Source organism: Candidatus Oscillochloris fontis (genome assembly GCF_004138135.1).
Classification (GTDB): domain Bacteria; phylum Chloroflexota; class Chloroflexia; order Chloroflexales; family Chloroflexaceae; genus Oscillochloris; species Oscillochloris fontis.
On sequence record NZ_RYFD01000004.1, the window covers coordinates 112,119 to 127,488 of the forward strand.

General features: G+C 60.0%; 15 protein-coding genes. 10 read left to right on the top strand and 5 right to left on the bottom strand.

Features of this window, described 5'->3' with window-relative positions; all coding sequences use genetic code 11:
* Window positions 1–11 precede the first annotated feature (11 nt).
* Genes EKD03_RS03375 through EKD03_RS03390 form a run of 4 tightly spaced genes read left to right on the top strand, consistent with a single transcriptional unit; the run spans window position 12 to window position 2,415 of the window.
* Window positions 12–527 (top strand): FHA domain-containing protein, encoded by a 516-nt coding sequence (locus EKD03_RS03375; RefSeq protein ID WP_238613366.1) that lies wholly within the window; start codon window positions 12–14, stop codon window positions 525–527.
* Window positions 528–547: 20 nt separating this feature from the next.
* Window positions 548–793, top strand: a complete 246-nt coding sequence (locus EKD03_RS03380; RefSeq protein WP_129627463.1) for a hypothetical protein — start codon at window positions 548–550, stop codon at window positions 791–793.
* Window positions 794–808: 15 nt separating this feature from the next.
* Window positions 809–1,261: a hypothetical protein gene (locus EKD03_RS03385; RefSeq protein WP_129627466.1), complete on the top strand. Its 453-nt coding sequence runs from the start codon at window positions 809–811 to the stop codon at window positions 1,259–1,261.
* 11 nt (window positions 1,262–1,272) lie between these two features.
* Complete coding sequence (locus EKD03_RS03390) at window positions 1,273–2,415, top strand: phospholipase D-like domain-containing protein (RefSeq protein WP_129627469.1); 1,143 nt, start codon at window positions 1,273–1,275, stop codon at window positions 2,413–2,415.
* Between the two features lie 77 nt (window positions 2,416–2,492).
* On the opposite strand, the gene EKD03_RS03395 is transcribed toward EKD03_RS03390, so the two are convergent.
* On the bottom strand, window positions 2,493–3,161 hold the full coding sequence (locus tag EKD03_RS03395; RefSeq protein ID WP_129627472.1) for a DUF2064 domain-containing protein: 669 nt from the start codon (window positions 3,159–3,161) through the stop codon (window positions 2,493–2,495).
* A 222-nt stretch (window positions 3,162–3,383) separates the two neighbouring features.
* Here EKD03_RS03395 and nifJ point away from each other — a divergent pair, with 222 nt between their 5' ends.
* Window positions 3,384–7,025, top strand: coding sequence for a pyruvate:ferredoxin (flavodoxin) oxidoreductase (gene nifJ, locus EKD03_RS03400; RefSeq protein ID WP_238613368.1), 3,642 nt, complete (start codon window positions 3,384–3,386; stop codon window positions 7,023–7,025).
* Window positions 7,026–7,322: 297 nt separating this feature from the next.
* Window positions 7,323–8,384, top strand: a complete 1,062-nt coding sequence (locus tag EKD03_RS03405) for a dihydroorotate dehydrogenase-like protein (RefSeq protein WP_129627475.1) — start codon at window positions 7,323–7,325, stop codon at window positions 8,382–8,384.
* Window positions 8,385–8,582: 198 nt separating this feature from the next.
* Here the strand turns inward: EKD03_RS03405 and EKD03_RS03410 are convergent, their stop codons facing one another.
* From EKD03_RS03410 to EKD03_RS03425, 4 genes are all read right to left on the bottom strand, one after another.
* Window positions 8,583–8,870: a hypothetical protein gene (locus EKD03_RS03410; RefSeq protein ID WP_129627478.1), complete on the bottom strand. Its 288-nt coding sequence runs from the start codon at window positions 8,868–8,870 to the stop codon at window positions 8,583–8,585.
* A 129-nt stretch (window positions 8,871–8,999) separates the two neighbouring features.
* Window positions 9,000–10,142, bottom strand: coding sequence for a citrate/2-methylcitrate synthase (locus tag EKD03_RS03415; protein ID WP_129627481.1), 1,143 nt, complete (start codon window positions 10,140–10,142; stop codon window positions 9,000–9,002).
* Window positions 10,143–10,170: 28 nt separating this feature from the next.
* Entirely contained in the window at window positions 10,171–11,514 is a 1,344-nt protein-coding gene (locus tag EKD03_RS03420) for a (Fe-S)-binding protein (RefSeq protein WP_129627484.1), read from the bottom strand.
* 25 nt (window positions 11,515–11,539) lie between these two features.
* Window positions 11,540–12,226, bottom strand: coding sequence for a hypothetical protein (locus EKD03_RS03425; RefSeq protein ID WP_129627486.1), 687 nt, complete (start codon window positions 12,224–12,226; stop codon window positions 11,540–11,542).
* Window positions 12,227–12,359: 133 nt separating this feature from the next.
* On the opposite strand from EKD03_RS03425, the gene EKD03_RS03430 reads away from it, so the two are divergent.
* Genes EKD03_RS03430 through EKD03_RS03445 form a run of 4 tightly spaced genes read left to right on the top strand, consistent with a single transcriptional unit; the run spans window position 12,360 to window position 15,162 of the window.
* Window positions 12,360–13,127 (top strand): phage antirepressor N-terminal domain-containing protein, encoded by a 768-nt coding sequence (locus EKD03_RS03430; protein WP_161569171.1) that lies wholly within the window; start codon window positions 12,360–12,362, stop codon window positions 13,125–13,127.
* Window positions 13,128–13,131: 4 nt separating this feature from the next.
* The gene (locus EKD03_RS03435; protein WP_161569172.1) at window positions 13,132–14,121 is read left to right on the top strand and encodes a small ribosomal subunit Rsm22 family protein; all 990 of its coding nucleotides are present in this window, start codon (window positions 13,132–13,134) and stop codon (window positions 14,119–14,121) included.
* 42 nt (window positions 14,122–14,163) lie between these two features.
* Entirely contained in the window at window positions 14,164–14,664 is a 501-nt protein-coding gene (locus tag EKD03_RS03440) for an NUDIX domain-containing protein (RefSeq protein WP_129627495.1), read from the top strand.
* 9 nt (window positions 14,665–14,673) lie between these two features.
* Window positions 14,674–15,162, top strand: a complete 489-nt coding sequence (locus tag EKD03_RS03445; RefSeq protein WP_129627498.1) for an NUDIX hydrolase — start codon at window positions 14,674–14,676, stop codon at window positions 15,160–15,162.
* The last annotated feature ends 208 nt before the right edge of the window (window positions 15,163–15,370 follow it).

Genomic DNA, 15,370 nt, shown 5'->3' on the forward strand with positions numbered 1-15,370 from the left:
AGGGGGAGGCGATGATACGCTGCCGTAACTGTCATGCTAATCAGATGAATGGGGCGATCTTTTGTTCGGAATGCGGCGAATCGCTCTTGAATGTGCGTCCCAATCGCGAAACGACCAACTCACTGAATCAGCAGAGTAACGATGTACCGATGGTGGTCGAAGATGAACCCGAATCGGTTACCCCCGCTCCACCCTTAGCCCTCAATACGATTAGCCTGGTGGTGATCAATAGCGGGCGACGGATCAATCTTGAAGCGGGCGAAGAGTTGTTGGTGGGGCGCAAAGATAACCAGCGCGGGATCTTCCCCGATGTTGATCTGGGTCTTGATGGTGGCTATGATGCGGGTGTCTCACGGCGTCATGCGATCATTACCCCTGATCACGGAATCTATTTGTTGGAGGATCTTTCGAGTGCCAATGGCACCTTTATTAATGGGCGACGGGTGGAACCCCAAACGCCGTCCCCGATTCAGCATGGTGATGAGTTGCGCTTTGGAACGCTCATCCTGCGCTTTGAACTGAATTGATCTAGATTAAGGAGTTATGTGTGGCGAAGACCGTTATTCTCCACTTGAGTGGTGAAGACCCCGTGTTGGCTGAAATTGATCAGGAACCGCAGGCGAGCGATCAGTTTCTCAAAGTGACCAACATGCGTAAGCGTGACGGAAAGCCGGTGAGTTACCTCGCGGCTGGTGTGCAGTCGGTGATCTATCCATGGCATCGCATCACCTTTTTGGAGCTTATGCCCAGTGATGAGGAGCGCAGTCAGGTGGTTGATTTCTTCCGTACTTAGGCAAGGAATGGCGCTATGCCCGACACCGAGAATCTCACCCCGCGCCAGTTGTTGGCCGCCGAACGTATTCAGGAGGATGAGGGCTTTGCTGGAGGCTTGGAGGATGCTGCGGCGGTGCGGTTGATCCGCTGGGCGGGTGAGGTGGCGGTGCAAGCTGCTGTTCCTGAGGTGAGTGATGATCTGCTTGATGCGACGCTCAGTGCATTGCGTCAGGCTGCCCGTCAAGCGGCGCGCCAAACCTACACTGGCCAGGATGTGCTTGTCTTGGCCCAGGCTGCATTTGCCAAACTAGCCCCGGCACTCCCCACCGCCCCGCCCACAAGCGCACCCACGCTGAGCAAGCCGACGGAAATTGAGTCTCCGCCCCCTGCACCTCCTTCCTCCCCAACGCAGGCTCCCCAGCGTCTGCGCGTCTCCTTACGGGTGCGTCAGATCTCACTGACAACCCACCGGGTCTATTTGAGATAGGCAAAGGTACTATGTCCACTCGTCGCGCACAGTCACGTCCGCAGCAAAGTACCAGCAAAACTATTCTGAGTGCGCTGATCGTTGCCATCATTCTGGGTATTGGCTATTTCCTTCAGCAGGGGTTCTTTGGGTTGGAGTCATCTGCTCCACCGGCGGCTTCTGTTGATGGCAGCGAAGCCATCCAGGTCTTTTTTACCACCCCCAGCCTCGTCTACCCGGATGTGCCCAAGAATCGTATTCCTCCGCCCCATGAACAGGCGATCATTGCTGATATTGATGCGGCTACTCGTAGCATTGATATGGTGACCTTTGAGTACAATCTGAGTAGTATTGCGCATGCACTGGCGCGAGCTACGCAGCGTGGGGTGGATGTTCGGCTGGCGCTGGATCAGGAAGAGTTGGAAGATCCGGTTATGGCGAAGTGGGCCGGTGTGGTCGAGGATGCGCAGATCTCGATCAGTTGGCAGGAGAGCGATGCCTTTCTGCATAGCAAGTTCATCATTATTGATGCGCAGGTGTTGTGGACAGGTTCATGGAATGCGACGATCAACGATACGTACCGTAACAACAATAACTTGTTGCGGATCACCATCCCCGAATTGATTGACAACTACCAGACCGAGTTTGAGCAGATGATGGCGGGGCGTTTCAGTACTAGTAAACAGAAATCCACTCCAAACCCAGAGATTCGCTTTGGCACTGGCCAGATCGAGAACTACTTCTCGCCCAAGGAGAAACCGCGCCAGCGCATTGTCGAGTATCTCAGCCAGGCCCGCGAGCAGATTGATTTTCTGGCCTTCTCCTACACCAGCGACGAGATCGCGCAGGCGATGATCGAACGCCACAATGCCGGTGTGGCCGTGCGTGGGGTCTTCGAGAAGCGTAATGCCCAGGGGTTGGGCAGTGAATACCAGACCTTGCTCGATGCCGGGGTTGATGTGCTGAACGACGGTAACTGCTACACCATGCACCACAAGGTGATCATTATTGATCGCCGAGTGGTGATCACTGGATCATACAACTTTACCGCCCGTGCCGAGGATCTGAATGATGAGAACCTGCTGATCATTGATGACCCGGAGCTTGCCGAATGGTATATGCAGGAGTTTGAGCGCGTCTTTGGGCAGGCGCAACGCCCAACCCAGTGTGGGTGAGACAGCATTGTGACCCTCACCCCCAGCCGCTCTCCCGCACGCGGGAGAGCGGCTGGGGGTGAGGATCGTCCCGTTCCCTAATACCCCACCGCTCGCGAAAGGGTCTCACTCGCTGTGAGGAAGATCCGGCTCTGCGGGGCCACATCGTGTGGCATCGTGCGCAGATCATCAGCCAGTCGGTTGAGATCACTCATGGTGCGCAGCGTGTACCACGGGGGGAGTTGCTCAACCCGTAGCCCATGGGTCGCCGCCGCAATGCACAGATCATCGGGGGCGGCACCGCTCAGTGGTAGGTTGCGCAACAAGGCCGGGTGCGCCATGCGTAACCCGATCAGATACCAGTCCCCCTGCTCACCCGATCCGATCACCAGATCAACCCCGTTCTGGAGATGAGTCAAGGTGTCACGCAGTCGCCAAAGTGGCAGGTGTGGCATGTCGCCGCCAAAGAGAAGCACTGGCCCGCTTGCGAGTGCCAGTGCTACTTCTTGGGCGAGTGTGGCTTGGCTCATGTTGGGGACATTGGTGATCTCTATCTCTCCGGTGTAGCGGGTATATTCGGGGAGGAGTGACGTATCATGCACGATCAGGCTGATTGTAGCGTGGTTGATATGTGTTGCTAGTGCAATACTGTCATCCAAAAAGGCCGTGTAGAGTTCGACCGCCCGCGTCTGCATGTGCTTGGCGATCTCCGTCGAGGCCGGGCGTACCGTCGGGTCATGGGCGAGGGTGATGAGTAGGTGTGTCATAGCCTCATGGGTCGGCGGTCGTACAAAGACGCCCGACGATTAGTTCGTATCTCGGAGAACTACAATATTTCTCAGCAACATGATGCGTATTATAGAGGGGAGGTGTCATAAGAACAAGCCCTTGTGAAAAAACTGTTATGATAGAGGTCTATGCGTCACAGGTGACATAAAGAGATCGCTACTCTCTGTTGCCTGAGCTTTACTTCGTGTAAACCGGCGCAAATGTATACTGGCCGTATCGGCTACGAGTATGCCTGTTCTTGCCCGCGTAGTCCTTCGACCAACACACTAACCGAGGAGATTGAGGAGATCCTGATGACAAGCGACCAGATCACGCTTGACGGTAACGAAGCCGTTGCCAAAGTGGCCTATATGCTCAGTGAGGTTGTTGCGATCTATCCGATTACCCCATCCACGCCTATGGGTGAATCGTCTGATGCTTTTGCCGCTGAAGGCAAAACCAACCTCTGGGGTACAGTACCTACCGTGTACGAGATGCAGTCTGAAGGCGGCGCTGCCGGAGCACTCCACGGTGCAATGCAGACTGGTGCGCTCACTACGACGTTCACCGCTTCCCAGGGTCTGCTCCTGATGATCCCCAATATGTATAAGATTGCCGGTGAATTGACGCCGACGGTCTTCCATATTGCGGCGCGCGCCCTGGCAGCCCAAGGACTCTCAATCTTTGGCGATCAGTCCGATGTCATGTCGGTGCGCTCGACCGGTTTCGCCCTGCTGGCGTCGGGTTCGGTGCAAGAGGCTCATGATATGGCCCTGGTTGCCCATGCGGCGACGCTGGAGAGCCGTGTGCCCTTCCTGCACTTCTTCGATGGCTATCGCACGTCGCACGAAGTGAATAAGATTAGCGAGTTGAGCCACGAGACGATGCGGGCGATGATTGATGATGAGTTGGTGCGTGCCCACCGCGCTCGTGCCATGAACCCGGATCGCCCGGTGTTGCGCGGTACCTCGCAGAACCCGGATGTCTACTTCCAGGGCCGCGAGAGTGTCAACCCCTTCTACAACGCCTGTCCGGGGATCGTCCAGAAGGTGATGGATCGTCTGGCTGGCCTGACCGGGCGCCAGTACCGCCTCTTTGATTATGACGGTGCGCCAGATGCCGAGCGTGTGATTGTGGTCATGGGGTCGGGTGGCGAGGCCGTCGCCGAGACGGTCACGTATCTGGCCGAGCGCGGCGAGAAGGTCGGCGTGATTCGTGTGCGCCTCTATCGCCCCTTTGCCAGCGCGGCTTTCGTGGCGGCGTTGCCGAGCACGGTGCGTGCCGTGGCGGTGCTCGACCGCACCAAGGAGCCGGGTAGCGCCGGTGAGCCGCTCTTCCTTGATGTGGTCTCGACCCTCGCCGAAAGCTCGCTCAACCCGACGGTCATCGGTGGCCGGTATGGCCTCTCCTCCAAGGAGTTCACCCCGGCCATGATCAAGGGTGTCTTTGATGAACTGACCAAGGAGCAGCCCAAGAGTCGCTTCACGATTGGTATCAAGGACGATGTGACCAACCTGAGCCTGGAGTATGATCCCACCTTTAGCATTGAGGCGAAGGAGACGGTGCGCTGTGTCTTCTGGGGTCTCGGTGCCGATGGTACGGTGGGTGCCAACAAGAGCAGTATTAAGATCATCGGCGAGGAGACGCCCAACTATGCCCAGGGCTACTTCGTCTATGACTCGAAGAAGTCGGGTTCGATTACGACCTCGCACCTGCGCTTTGGCCCGCATCCCATCCGTGCTCCCTACTTGATCGGGCATGCTCAGGCCGATTTTGTCGCCTGCCACCAGTTCTCGTTCCTTGAGCGCGTGGATCTGCTCTCCTTCTCACGCCCCGGTAGCATCTTCTTGCTCAACAGCCCCTATGGCCCGGATAAGGTCTGGGAGAATATTCCCGTTGAATTGCGCCAGGGTATCCGTGAGAAGAAGTTGCGTTTCTATGTGATTGACGCGACGGCTGTGGCCCGTGCCACCGGCATGGGCAACCGTATCAATACGGTGATGCAGACCTGCTTCTTCGCGATCAGTGGCGTCCTCCCGCGTGAAGAGGCGATTGCCGCGATTAAGGATAGCATCAAGAAGACCTATGGCCGCCGTGGCGATGAGGTGGTGGCGCGGAACTTCCAGGCTGTTGATCAGACGTTGGCGAACCTCTATGAGGTTGCTATTCCAGAGTCGGATGCGGCGGATTATGCCTACCACATGCTGCCTCCGGTGACGCCCAATGCGCCCGCGTTTGTCAAGGATGTGCTGGGAACGATCATCTCCGGGCGCGGCGATGATCTGCCGGTGAGCAAAATGCCTTTCGATGGCACCTATCCCACCGCAACCACTCAGTGGGAGAAGCGCAATCTTGCGCTGGAGATCCCGGTTTGGGATGAGAAGCTCTGTATCCAGTGCGGCAAGTGCGCCTTCGTCTGTCCGCACGCTGTCATCCGCAGCAAGGTCTACCAGCCCGATGCGCTTGCAGGTGCCCCCGAAACCTTCAAGAGCGTTGATGCACGCTTCAAGGAACTGCCCGGCCAGCGCTATACGCTCCAGGTTAGCCCCGAAGACTGCACCGGCTGTACGTTGTGTGTCGAGGTCTGCCCGGTCAAGGATAAGACCCAGGCCGGACGCAAGGCGCTCAACATGGCGGAGCAGCCTCCGCTGCGCGCGAGTGAGTCGGCTAACTGGGACTTCTTCCTCACCCTGCCGGAGGTAGATCGTACCCAGATCAGCTTCAACTCGATCAAGAACTCGCAGTTGCTCCAGCCGCTCTTTGAGTTCTCCGGTGCCTGTGCCGGTTGTGGTGAGACCCCCTACGTCAAGCTGGTTAGCCAGCTCTATGGCGACCGGGCGGTGGTTGCGAATGCCACCGGCTGCTCCTCGATCTATGGTGGTAACCTGCCCACCACGCCGTGGGCGGTGAATGCCGATGGGCGCGGGCCGACTTGGTCCAACTCGCTCTTCGAGGATAACGCCGAGTTTGGTCTGGGCATGCGCCTCAGCATTGACAAGCAGACCGAGTTTGCGCTCGAACTGCTGCCGCAGTTGGCCGAGATCGTCGGCAGTGATCTGGTTGATGCGCTCACCAACGCCGACCAGAGCAACGAGACGGGGATCGCGGCCCAGCGCGAGCGGGTCGCCCTGCTCAAGCAGCGTCTCAACGCGGTGAGCGATGGCCCCATGCTCAACCGGGTCAAGGATCTGCTGGCAATTGCCGATGTGCTCGTCAAGCGCAGCGTCTGGATCATGGGTGGTGACGGCTGGGCCTACGACATTGGGTACGGTGGTCTCGACCACGTCCTGGCGTCGCAGCGCAACGTCAACATCCTCGTGCTGGACACCGAGGTCTACTCGAACACGGGTGGCCAGGCCAGCAAGAGCACCCCACGCGCCGCCGTCGCCAAGTTTGCCGCTAAGGGCAAGGTGACGCCGAAGAAGGATCTGGGCTTGATCGCCATGTCCTACGGCAGCGTCTATGTGGCGCGCATTGCGATGGGTTACGACGACGTGCAGACCCTGCGCGCCATCCAAGAGGCCGAGGCGTTTGATGGGGTCTCGCTGATCATCGCCTACAGCCACTGTATTGCCCACGGCATTGATATGCGCAAGGGCTTGGATCAGCAGAAGCTGGCGGTGCAGAGTGGTATGTGGACGCTCTACCGCTACAACCCAGATCTGATTGAGCAGGGCAAGCACCCGCTGATCATCGACTCCAAGCCGCCCACGATCAACCCGTCGCAGTACATCGCTGGTGAGGGGCGCTTCCAGATGCTCATCAACAGCGACCCGCAGCGTGCTGCGGCGCTCATGGACAAGACGGCTGAGTTGAACAAGGCGCAGTTTGCCCACTTGGAGAATCTCTCCAAGATTGACTAGGAGCGCATCGCGATGCGCCCCAAATCCCATGTTGTGGTATGGATTGGCGGTTATGTCGCCAATCCATACCACAACCGAGATCTCTACCGGAGTGGGCGTAGCCCCTACGGGATGATCTTGTAGGGGCGAAGCATCGCCCTCCAACCCAGTTTGTGTGCCCCTACCACATGGTGGGCGTAGCCCCTACGGGATGATCTTGTAGGGGCGAAGCATCGCCCTCCAACCCAGTTTGTGTGCCCCTGCCACATGGTGGGCGATGCTTCGCCCCTACTACAGACCGCAACCTGAAAGGAATCAATGATGATCGACCTGAGCACTAGCTACTTGGGCCTGTCGCTGAAAACGCCGATAGTCGCGGCTGCGTCGCCCCTGTCCCACCACCCGGATGTAGTTCAGCGTTTAGAGGAAGCGGGCGTGTCGGCTGTAGTGATGTATTCGCTCTTCGAGGAGCAGATTATCCGTACCAGCCTCGAATTGGATTATTTACTAACCCATGGCTCGGAGAGTTTTGCTGAGGCGCTCAACTATCTGCCCGACCACGGCAAGTATAGTGTTGGCCCTGAGCGCTACATTGAGCAGATCCACGAACTGAAGCGCAAAGCGACCATCCCGGTGATCGGGAGCCTGAACGGCATTTCGCCGGGGGGCTGGATTCACTACGCACGCCTGATCGAAGAGGCGGGGGCCGATGCGCTCGAACTGAATATCTACAACATCCCGACTGATCCCAAGATCAGTGGTGCGGATCTGGAGCAGAGCTATGTCGATCTGGTGCGCAACATCCGCGCCGAGATCCAGATCCCGCTGGCCGTGAAACTCAGCCCCTATTTCAGCTCGCTCCCCAACCTTGCGTGGCGGCTCATGGAGGCTGGAGCGCAGTCGTTGGTGCTCTTCAATCGCTTCTACCAGCCCGATTTCGACTTGGAGAAGTTGGAAGTTGTGCCCAACCTCCAGTTGAGTAGCTCAAGCGAACTGCGGGTGCCGTTACGCTGGGTGGCGCTGCTCTACGGGCGGGTTCCGGTTGATCTGGCGATCACCAGTGGGGTTCATACGGCTGAGGATGTACTCAAGGCGATGATGGCCGGGGCCAAGGTGACGATGCTCGCCTCGGCACTGCTCAAGACCAACACCCCCGATGCCTATGTGCGCCAGTTGATTACTGATCTGCAAGCCTGGATGACCGAGCGCGAGTATGAGTCGATCACCCAGATGCAGGGCAGCATGGCCCAGCGGGCCGTTGCGCAGCCGGGTGCCTACGAGCGCGCTAACTATATGAAGGTGCTCAACTCCTACCCCGATACCGGCCCGGTGATCCCCGATATTACGCTTCAGGCGGGGATGCTCTATCCGGTGGATTAGGGGTTTTGTTGGGGGCGGTAGGTAGAGACGCAAGATATTGCGTCTCTACCTACCGGCCCGTGCGTCTCTACCTACCGGCCCGTGCGTCTCTACCTACCGGCCCGTGCGTCTCTCCTACCGGCCCGTGCGTCTCTACCTACCGGCCCGTGCGTCTCTACCTACCGGCCCGTGCGTCTCTACCTACCGGCCCGTGCGTCTCTACTCCCCCTCCGGCATATTGCCGGTCATCTCATACTCGACGAGCGCTACCAAGGCGCGCTCCAGATCATAGTAGTAAACCTCAGCCGCCCAGCAATCGCTCGAATCATCCCGGCAGCAATAGATCTCAATCTCCATCTCGGCAGCATCAACTGGGCGTGCTATCGCCATCCAGCGATCCGCGCAGCGCAACAATGTCCCACTCCGCAGCAACCGACGAAACCGCTCGGCTCCCGCCGCACTCAAGATCTCACCGGGTTCCACCTCGGCATGTGAAGTGCTCGCCATGCCTTGCTCCTTCCCCGTTTGCTATCGGTTCTGGCTTCTGTGTGCGCTAATTATAGTGGAAGATGCCGGATGACATATCATGCAATAGGGGGCGTAGAGGTGCAACATTTTGCGCCTCTACGCAGGCGATCATCCCCGCGCCTCAATTGGCACGAAGGCACGCGGCGCGGGGCCAATATAGGCGGCTTCGGGGCGCACGAGGCGCGGTACGTCGAGTTGTTCGCGGATGTGGCCGATCCAGCCCGGCATGCGTGCAATCGCAAACGCTAAGGTGAAGGCGTCGGTGGGTAATCCCAACTGGAAGAGGAGCGGCGCACTGTAGAACTCGACGTTCGGGTAGAGTTTGCGTGCCTGGAAGTGGGGATGGTTGAGGATGTACCCGGCTACCGCTTCGGCGACATCGTGCGGGCGGCTGTCTACGCCGGGGCGCGCCGCTAGAATGTCGGAGTGCTGGCGCATGTGGCGGACCCGTGGGTCCTCGGTCTTGTAGATGCGGTGCCCCACGCCCATCAGTCGCGCTTTACGCTGGAGCAGATCGTCAATGTAGCCCGGTACATTGCACGGATCGCCAATCGCCAGAAAGGTGCGCATGGCATGCTCGTTGGCTCCGCCGTGCGCTGTGCCCTTGAGTGCCGCTAACGCCGCACTGATCGCGGTGTAGAGATCGTTCTGCGCACTCGTGACCATCCGCGCCACAAAGGTCGAGACGTTCAGGCCATGCTCGGCGAGCAATACCAAGTAGGTATTGAAGGCCGCCTCCTCTTCAGGGCTGGGTCGTTTGCCATTCAAGGTATGCAGAAAGGCCGCCGCATGCCCCATATCTGCATCGAGCGCGACTGTGGGGTGCCCCGCCCGTAGTCGCAGGTAGGTTGCCACAAGGATGGGCAGTTTGGCGGTGAGTCGCAACCCATCGTTGAAGAGCGTCGTCGGCTTCATCACTGCGGGGCGGTGCAATCCGGCCAACAGGCTCACCGCCGCACGCATTACATCCATCGGGTGGCCGTTGCGCGGCAGCTTGCGCAGCAGATCAATCTCACTGGCACTCAGCATACGGGCCATCGCCAGCTCGGTGCGCAACTGCGCCAGTTGGCTCGTGGTTGGCAACTCGCCCCACCAGAGCAGGTGCAGCACCTCTTCCCAACTGGCATGATCGGCCAGATCGTGCAGATCATAGCCACAGAAACTCAAACGTCCGGCATCTCCATCTATCTGGCCAAGCTGGCTCAGGGCGACGATGGTTCCATCGAGGCCCAGACTGGGGTAACGCTCCATGTCATTCCTTCAAGTACGGGCGCAGCATCTATTCCTGGATGTATGCTGCATCGAGCAATTCTACAATATAGTGTACCTGCACGTGCTCCCCCCGGCGTTGCAGTTCGCCCACGATCTGCAAGGCACAACCCGGGTTGGCCGTGGCGATCACCCGCGCCCCCGTGCTGAGCGCGTTGCGCACTTTGCGCACCCCCAGCGCTGCCGCCATCTCCGGCTGGGTGATGTTGTAGACTCCCGCACTCCCGCAGCAGAGTGCGCTCTCCGCCATCTCGATCAGTTCGAGTCCTGGGATGGCCTGCAACAAGTTGCGCGGCTGCCCACTGATGCGCTGGGCATGCGCGAGGTGGCATGGCTCCTGGTAGGTGACGCGCAGGTTGAGTGGCCTGAGGTCGCGGGTGTTGAGTTCGATCCCCGCCAAAAACTCGTGGACATCCTTCACCATAGCGACAAATGCCTCGGCGCGCACATACCACTCTGGGTCGTCGTGGAGGAGATGGGCATACTCCTTCATCGTACTGCCACAACCCGCCGCATTAACGATGATCGCGTCCACCCCCAGCCCACTGAAGGCGGCGATGTTGCGGCGCGCCAACGCCCGCCCCCCGTCCAGATCGCCGCCGTGGGTGTGGAGCGCCCCGCAGCAGCCCTGATCGGGCGGCAGGATCACCTCACAGCCATTCTTCTGCAACACGCGGATAGTCGCGGCATGCACATGGCTGAAGGCGCTACTCATGATACACCCAGTCAGCAGGGCCACGCTGTAGCGCCGGGGGCCATCGGCGGGGTAGATTTGCCCCATGGGGACGGTTGCTTGCCCGCTGAGCGTCGGTAGCAGTCTCTCAGTCTCTGCGAGGCCGAGGAGATGGAGTGCGCCGCTACGGCGGGCGAGCCACTGTATCCCACTCTGCTGATAGAGTGCCATACTAGTCGCAAAGCCCCGGAAGAGGCGCATGTCGTTGAAGAGCGCCCCGAAGACGGCCCCGCGCAGGGCGCGTTGCCAGAGCGGGCGGGCCGGGAGTGCAGGCGGCGGCGCGTGGCGCGCCTGCTCGATCTGGGCGCGGCTGGCTTCGAGAATGAGACCATACTGCACCCCCGAAGGGCATGCTGCCTCACAGGCGCGGCAGTTCAGGCACAGGCTCATCTGCTCCTGAAAGACGGCGCTCTCCAGACCAATCCGCCCCTCATCTACTGCCTTCATCAGGTAGATCCGCCCGCGTGGCGAGGCTGTCTCCAACCCTGTCTCGCGGTAGGTCGGGCATGCTGAGAGGCATAGCCCACAGTGGACACATGTATTGATGATCTCGGAACTGGGCCGATCTTGGTTGCTGAACGGGATCAGCGGGATGGCTGGCTGATCAACGGCAGTGCTCACAGCGGCGCTCCTTCTTACTAACAGACTACCCCACCAACAACTTCTTCACACCTACTCCCAACAAGATCAGCCCGACCACCCCGAAGATCAACCCGAAGAAGGGCAGGAAGCGTGCGGTGCTGCGCTGGTTCTCAATATATTCGGCCTGGCTGCCACCAAAGACCCGTTCTGCATGAATCGTGTTACCCTCGCGGCCATCCTGAATCGTCCCGATTACCAGCAATGGCCCACCCGCCACGAGGCCAGTGTAGCGCTTGGTACCCTCACCCTTGAGGCCGTTCCAGTAGAGCGTAGTACCCTCCTGCCACTTCTCATGATAACGGCTGATGCGGTAGTCAGCATTACTTATCGCCACTACCCCGCCATCGAGATCGAGCAACAACGGCGGCGTCACGCGCTCATCCTCGCGCCAATCATCATCCCCGTCACTATCCCGTCCGTGGTACTCTTCACGCACATAGGCCACAAAGGTGCGGAACGTGGCAGGATTGCGGCGACTCACCACTGCCTCGATCAACACCGGGCTTCCCGGCGCGGCCCGTTCCACCGCCTGGCGTGTCATTGGAGCCAGCGCTGCCACCCGTTCTGCCTCGTTCTGCGCATCGCGGGAGAGAAAGAAGCCCGTAAATATCCCCACCCCCACGAAGATGAGACCCATAATGCTCAACATCAATGTCTGGAACAGGCGACCAGAAAAGCGTAAGAGTTCCATCAGTAGGTTCCTTCCATTTGCCGAAGGCGCGGTGATCCTGTACGCTTAACAGTAGCATATCAGTAGGGGCGAAGCATCGCCCGCTGCTATATGGAGGGCGATGCTTTGCCCCTACTACCAGAAAGGGATCTGCGTGAACTGGTTCTATGCTGAAGATATTCTGGCGTGGTTGGGCAATGATCCCAATCGCACCTATGTACCGATTGCCGAGTTGTGCGAGGCGCTGGGCATGGGCGCCGTGCGTGAAGAACGCCGTCTGCGTGGCCATGCGGTGCTCTCCGCCGGCGCACGCCGCTTGCCCGTGGAGACCGAGACGGGTGATGTGGTGATGCTCTGTCTGCGCGTGGAGTTGTTGCCACTTTGGCTCGTAACGCTTGATGCTGGGCAGGTGGTTGATCCCGCTGGGCGCGCGCGCCTCGAACTCTTCCAGCGTGAGGCAGCCTCTATTCTCTGGCAAACCGCCCGCCCGCAGGGCTTTGATAGTGGCGATCTCTTGCTGCCCACCCGCCACCAACAGGGGCCAGCCGAACAAGCCTATGTTGGCAGTATGGCCATGGCGACGCTGGCGCGCCAGCAGATGTTGATCGAGCGCCAGTTGGATGGTGTCGGATCTGATGCTGCTGCTGATGATCAGGGCAACGACCCCTGGGCGCGCCAATCTTCGAGCCTCGACGACCCCGCTGCGGCACGTCTGGCCCAGACGGTGCGCCGGGTAGCGCAGTCGCTTGCCGAACGCACACGCCGCAATGAGTACTTCGGTGTCTTTAGTGGTCTCTACCGCAACTTTAGCATCTCTTCATACCGCCGCATGCCCAGTGGTCGTCTCTACGAGGCGTTGGAGTGGCTTGAACGCTGGTATGGTGATATGATCGGCGAACCGGAACCGCCACCCGATATCTAATTGTATGCAACTTCCACCCGCACTCCAGCTCGCCATTCAAACCAGCCTCCACGGCACCCCCCAAGCCGACCTGCACGCAGCGGCGGCGGTGCTCTCCCAACGTTACCGCGCTGGTCACGGCGCGGCGGACGGGCCGCCCGGCGGGCGTTATGTGGCCGCGCCACTGGCGGCGCTGGCCTACGCTGCCTACCGTATGCCCGCCACCTACGCGGCGGTTGCGGCGGCGCTGGCCGCGCTGGCCGCCCGTCTGCCCGTGTGGCACCCGCGTAGCCTGCTCGATGTCGGCGCGGGGCTAGGCGCGGCACTCTGGGCCAGCGCCACCACCTGGGAGGATCTCGACCACGCCGACATGATCGAGTCTGCCCCCGCCATGCTGAACCTCGGTCGCCAATTGGCGGTGCGCAGCCCGCACCCGGCGGTCAGCGCGGCACACTGGCAACCCACCGATCTGCTGGGGGCGTGGCGCAGCCCGCCCCATGATCTCGTCACCGCGACCTATGTGCTGGGGGAACTGCCCGCTGCCGGGCGCACGCGCCTAATCACCCAACTCTGGGAACAGAGCAGCCACGCGCTGCTGCTGGTCGAACCGGGCACTCCGCAGGGCTGGGCGATCATCCGGGCGGCGCGCGAGCAGTTGCGGGCGGCTGGAGCCTATGTGGTGGCCCCGTGCCCGCACCAGGAGGCGTGCCCCCTCCCGGCGGATGACTGGTGCCACTTTGCGCAGCGCGTGGCGCGCACAAAGCTTCAGCGCAGTGTCAAGGGGGTCGAATTGGCCTATGAGGATGAGAAATTCGCCTATATCGCCGTGGCGCGCAGCCCCGCGACGCCGATCAGTGCGCGGCTGCTGCGCCACCCCCGCGTGCGCTCCGGGCATATCGAGTTGCGCCTGTGTACCCCCAGCGGCCTGCGCGATACCATCGTCACCCGTAGTGCCCGCGAGCAATGGCGCGAGGCACGCGGGGCCAGTTGGGGCGATGTGATTGTCGGCGGGTGACGTGGTTGCATCCCTTTCATACGCCTGTTATAGTGGGGTACGATGAACCAACTGGCTCATAACCTACGCGAGGCCGCGCTTACACTGACCTACCAGAGCCTCATCCTTACCCGTGAAGGGCTGCGCTGGATGGCGCGTCCCATCGGCTTTGGGGTGCGGGCGCTGGTGCTGCGCGAAGATCGCATCTTACTGGTACGCCACCGTAGTGGGGCCACGCCCTGGAGTCTGCCGGGGGGCGCGGTGGGCCACGCTGAGGATCTGGCGACCGCTGCGCTGCGCGAGGTGCGCGAGGAGGGCGGTTGTACGGCGCAGATCACGCACCTGCTCGGCCTCTATTTCAACTACTCCAACCACTTTAGCAACCATATCGGCGTCTTTGTCTGCACAACCCAGGATGTCGCCCATCCTCCCGTTGGCGATCTGGAGATCATTGACGCCCGCTTCTTTCTGCCCCAAGATATTCCCGCCACCACCGATCCTGGCTCACGCCGCCGGATTGCTGAATTTCACCAGGGCTTGGCCGGTCTTTCGCGCTCTTGGTAGGAGGTTCGTATGCCCTATACCCCGATCATCGCCACGCTCGGCTATGTCCTCGCCCCTGATGGCCAGCGTGTGTTGATGATCCATCGTAATGCGCGCCCCAACGATCAGCATCTGGGCAAGTATAATGGCCTGGGTGGCAAGGTTGAACCCGATGAGGATGTGGTCAGTGGGATGCGGCGGGAGTTGCGTGAAGAGGCGCAGATTGAGGCAACCCAACTGATGCTGCGCGGTACGGTGAGTTGGCCGGGGTTCGGGAAAGAGGGCGAGGATTGGCTCGGCTTTATCTTCGTCATCACCGCTTTTACCGGCACACCCCCGCCGCGCAACACCGAGGGCGATCTGGTCTGGGTACCCGTCACCCACCTACTCGATCTGCCACTCTGGCCGGGGGATCGCTACTTCTTGCCCCTGCTCTTCAGTCCTGATCCACGCCAGTTCCATGGGGTCATGCCCTATGCGGATGGCCAGCCGGTGCATTGGAGCTATAGCTTGATCTAGGCGTACACCGCAGCTCTTGGTTGACGCAAAGGTTTTGATGTAGAATTCTCTGGTGCTTTGCGCCTTGGGCAACCGTTCACAATGGGGGTAAACGGATTATCATTCCTACGCAAAACGACAGGTTAACGCAAAGGCGCGAAGACGCAAAGGTTTTGTTGAAGGCTTTGCGCCTTGGCGTCTTGGCGTCAAAACCGGGATGCTAGGAGAA

What these genes read in the sequence shown, in the direction of transcription:
- EKD03_RS03375 (WP_238613366.1), top strand. Translation starts at nt 12, where the DNA reads ATGATACGCTGCCGTAACTGTCATGCTAATCAGATGAATGGGGCGATC.
- EKD03_RS03385 (WP_129627466.1), top strand. Translation starts at nt 809, where the DNA reads ATGCCCGACACCGAGAATCTCACCCCGCGCCAGTTGTTGGCCGCCGAA.
- EKD03_RS03390 (WP_129627469.1), top strand. Translation starts at nt 1,273, where the DNA reads ATGTCCACTCGTCGCGCACAGTCACGTCCGCAGCAAAGTACCAGCAAA.
- EKD03_RS03395 (WP_129627472.1), bottom strand. Translation starts at nt 3,161, where the DNA reads ATGACACACCTACTCATCACCCTCGCCCATGACCCGACGGTACGCCCG.
- nifJ (WP_238613368.1), top strand. Translation starts at nt 3,384, where the DNA reads ATGTATACTGGCCGTATCGGCTACGAGTATGCCTGTTCTTGCCCGCGT.
- EKD03_RS03405 (WP_129627475.1), top strand. Translation starts at nt 7,323, where the DNA reads ATGATGATCGACCTGAGCACTAGCTACTTGGGCCTGTCGCTGAAAACG.
- EKD03_RS03410 (WP_129627478.1), bottom strand. Translation starts at nt 8,870, where the DNA reads ATGGCGAGCACTTCACATGCCGAGGTGGAACCCGGTGAGATCTTGAGT.
- EKD03_RS03415 (WP_129627481.1), bottom strand. Translation starts at nt 10,142, where the DNA reads ATGGAGCGTTACCCCAGTCTGGGCCTCGATGGAACCATCGTCGCCCTG.
- EKD03_RS03425 (WP_129627486.1), bottom strand. Translation starts at nt 12,226, where the DNA reads ATGGAACTCTTACGCTTTTCTGGTCGCCTGTTCCAGACATTGATGTTG.
- EKD03_RS03435 (WP_161569172.1), top strand. Translation starts at nt 13,132, where the DNA reads ATGCAACTTCCACCCGCACTCCAGCTCGCCATTCAAACCAGCCTCCAC.
- EKD03_RS03440 (WP_129627495.1), top strand. Translation starts at nt 14,164, where the DNA reads ATGAACCAACTGGCTCATAACCTACGCGAGGCCGCGCTTACACTGACC.
- EKD03_RS03445 (WP_129627498.1), top strand. Translation starts at nt 14,674, where the DNA reads ATGCCCTATACCCCGATCATCGCCACGCTCGGCTATGTCCTCGCCCCT.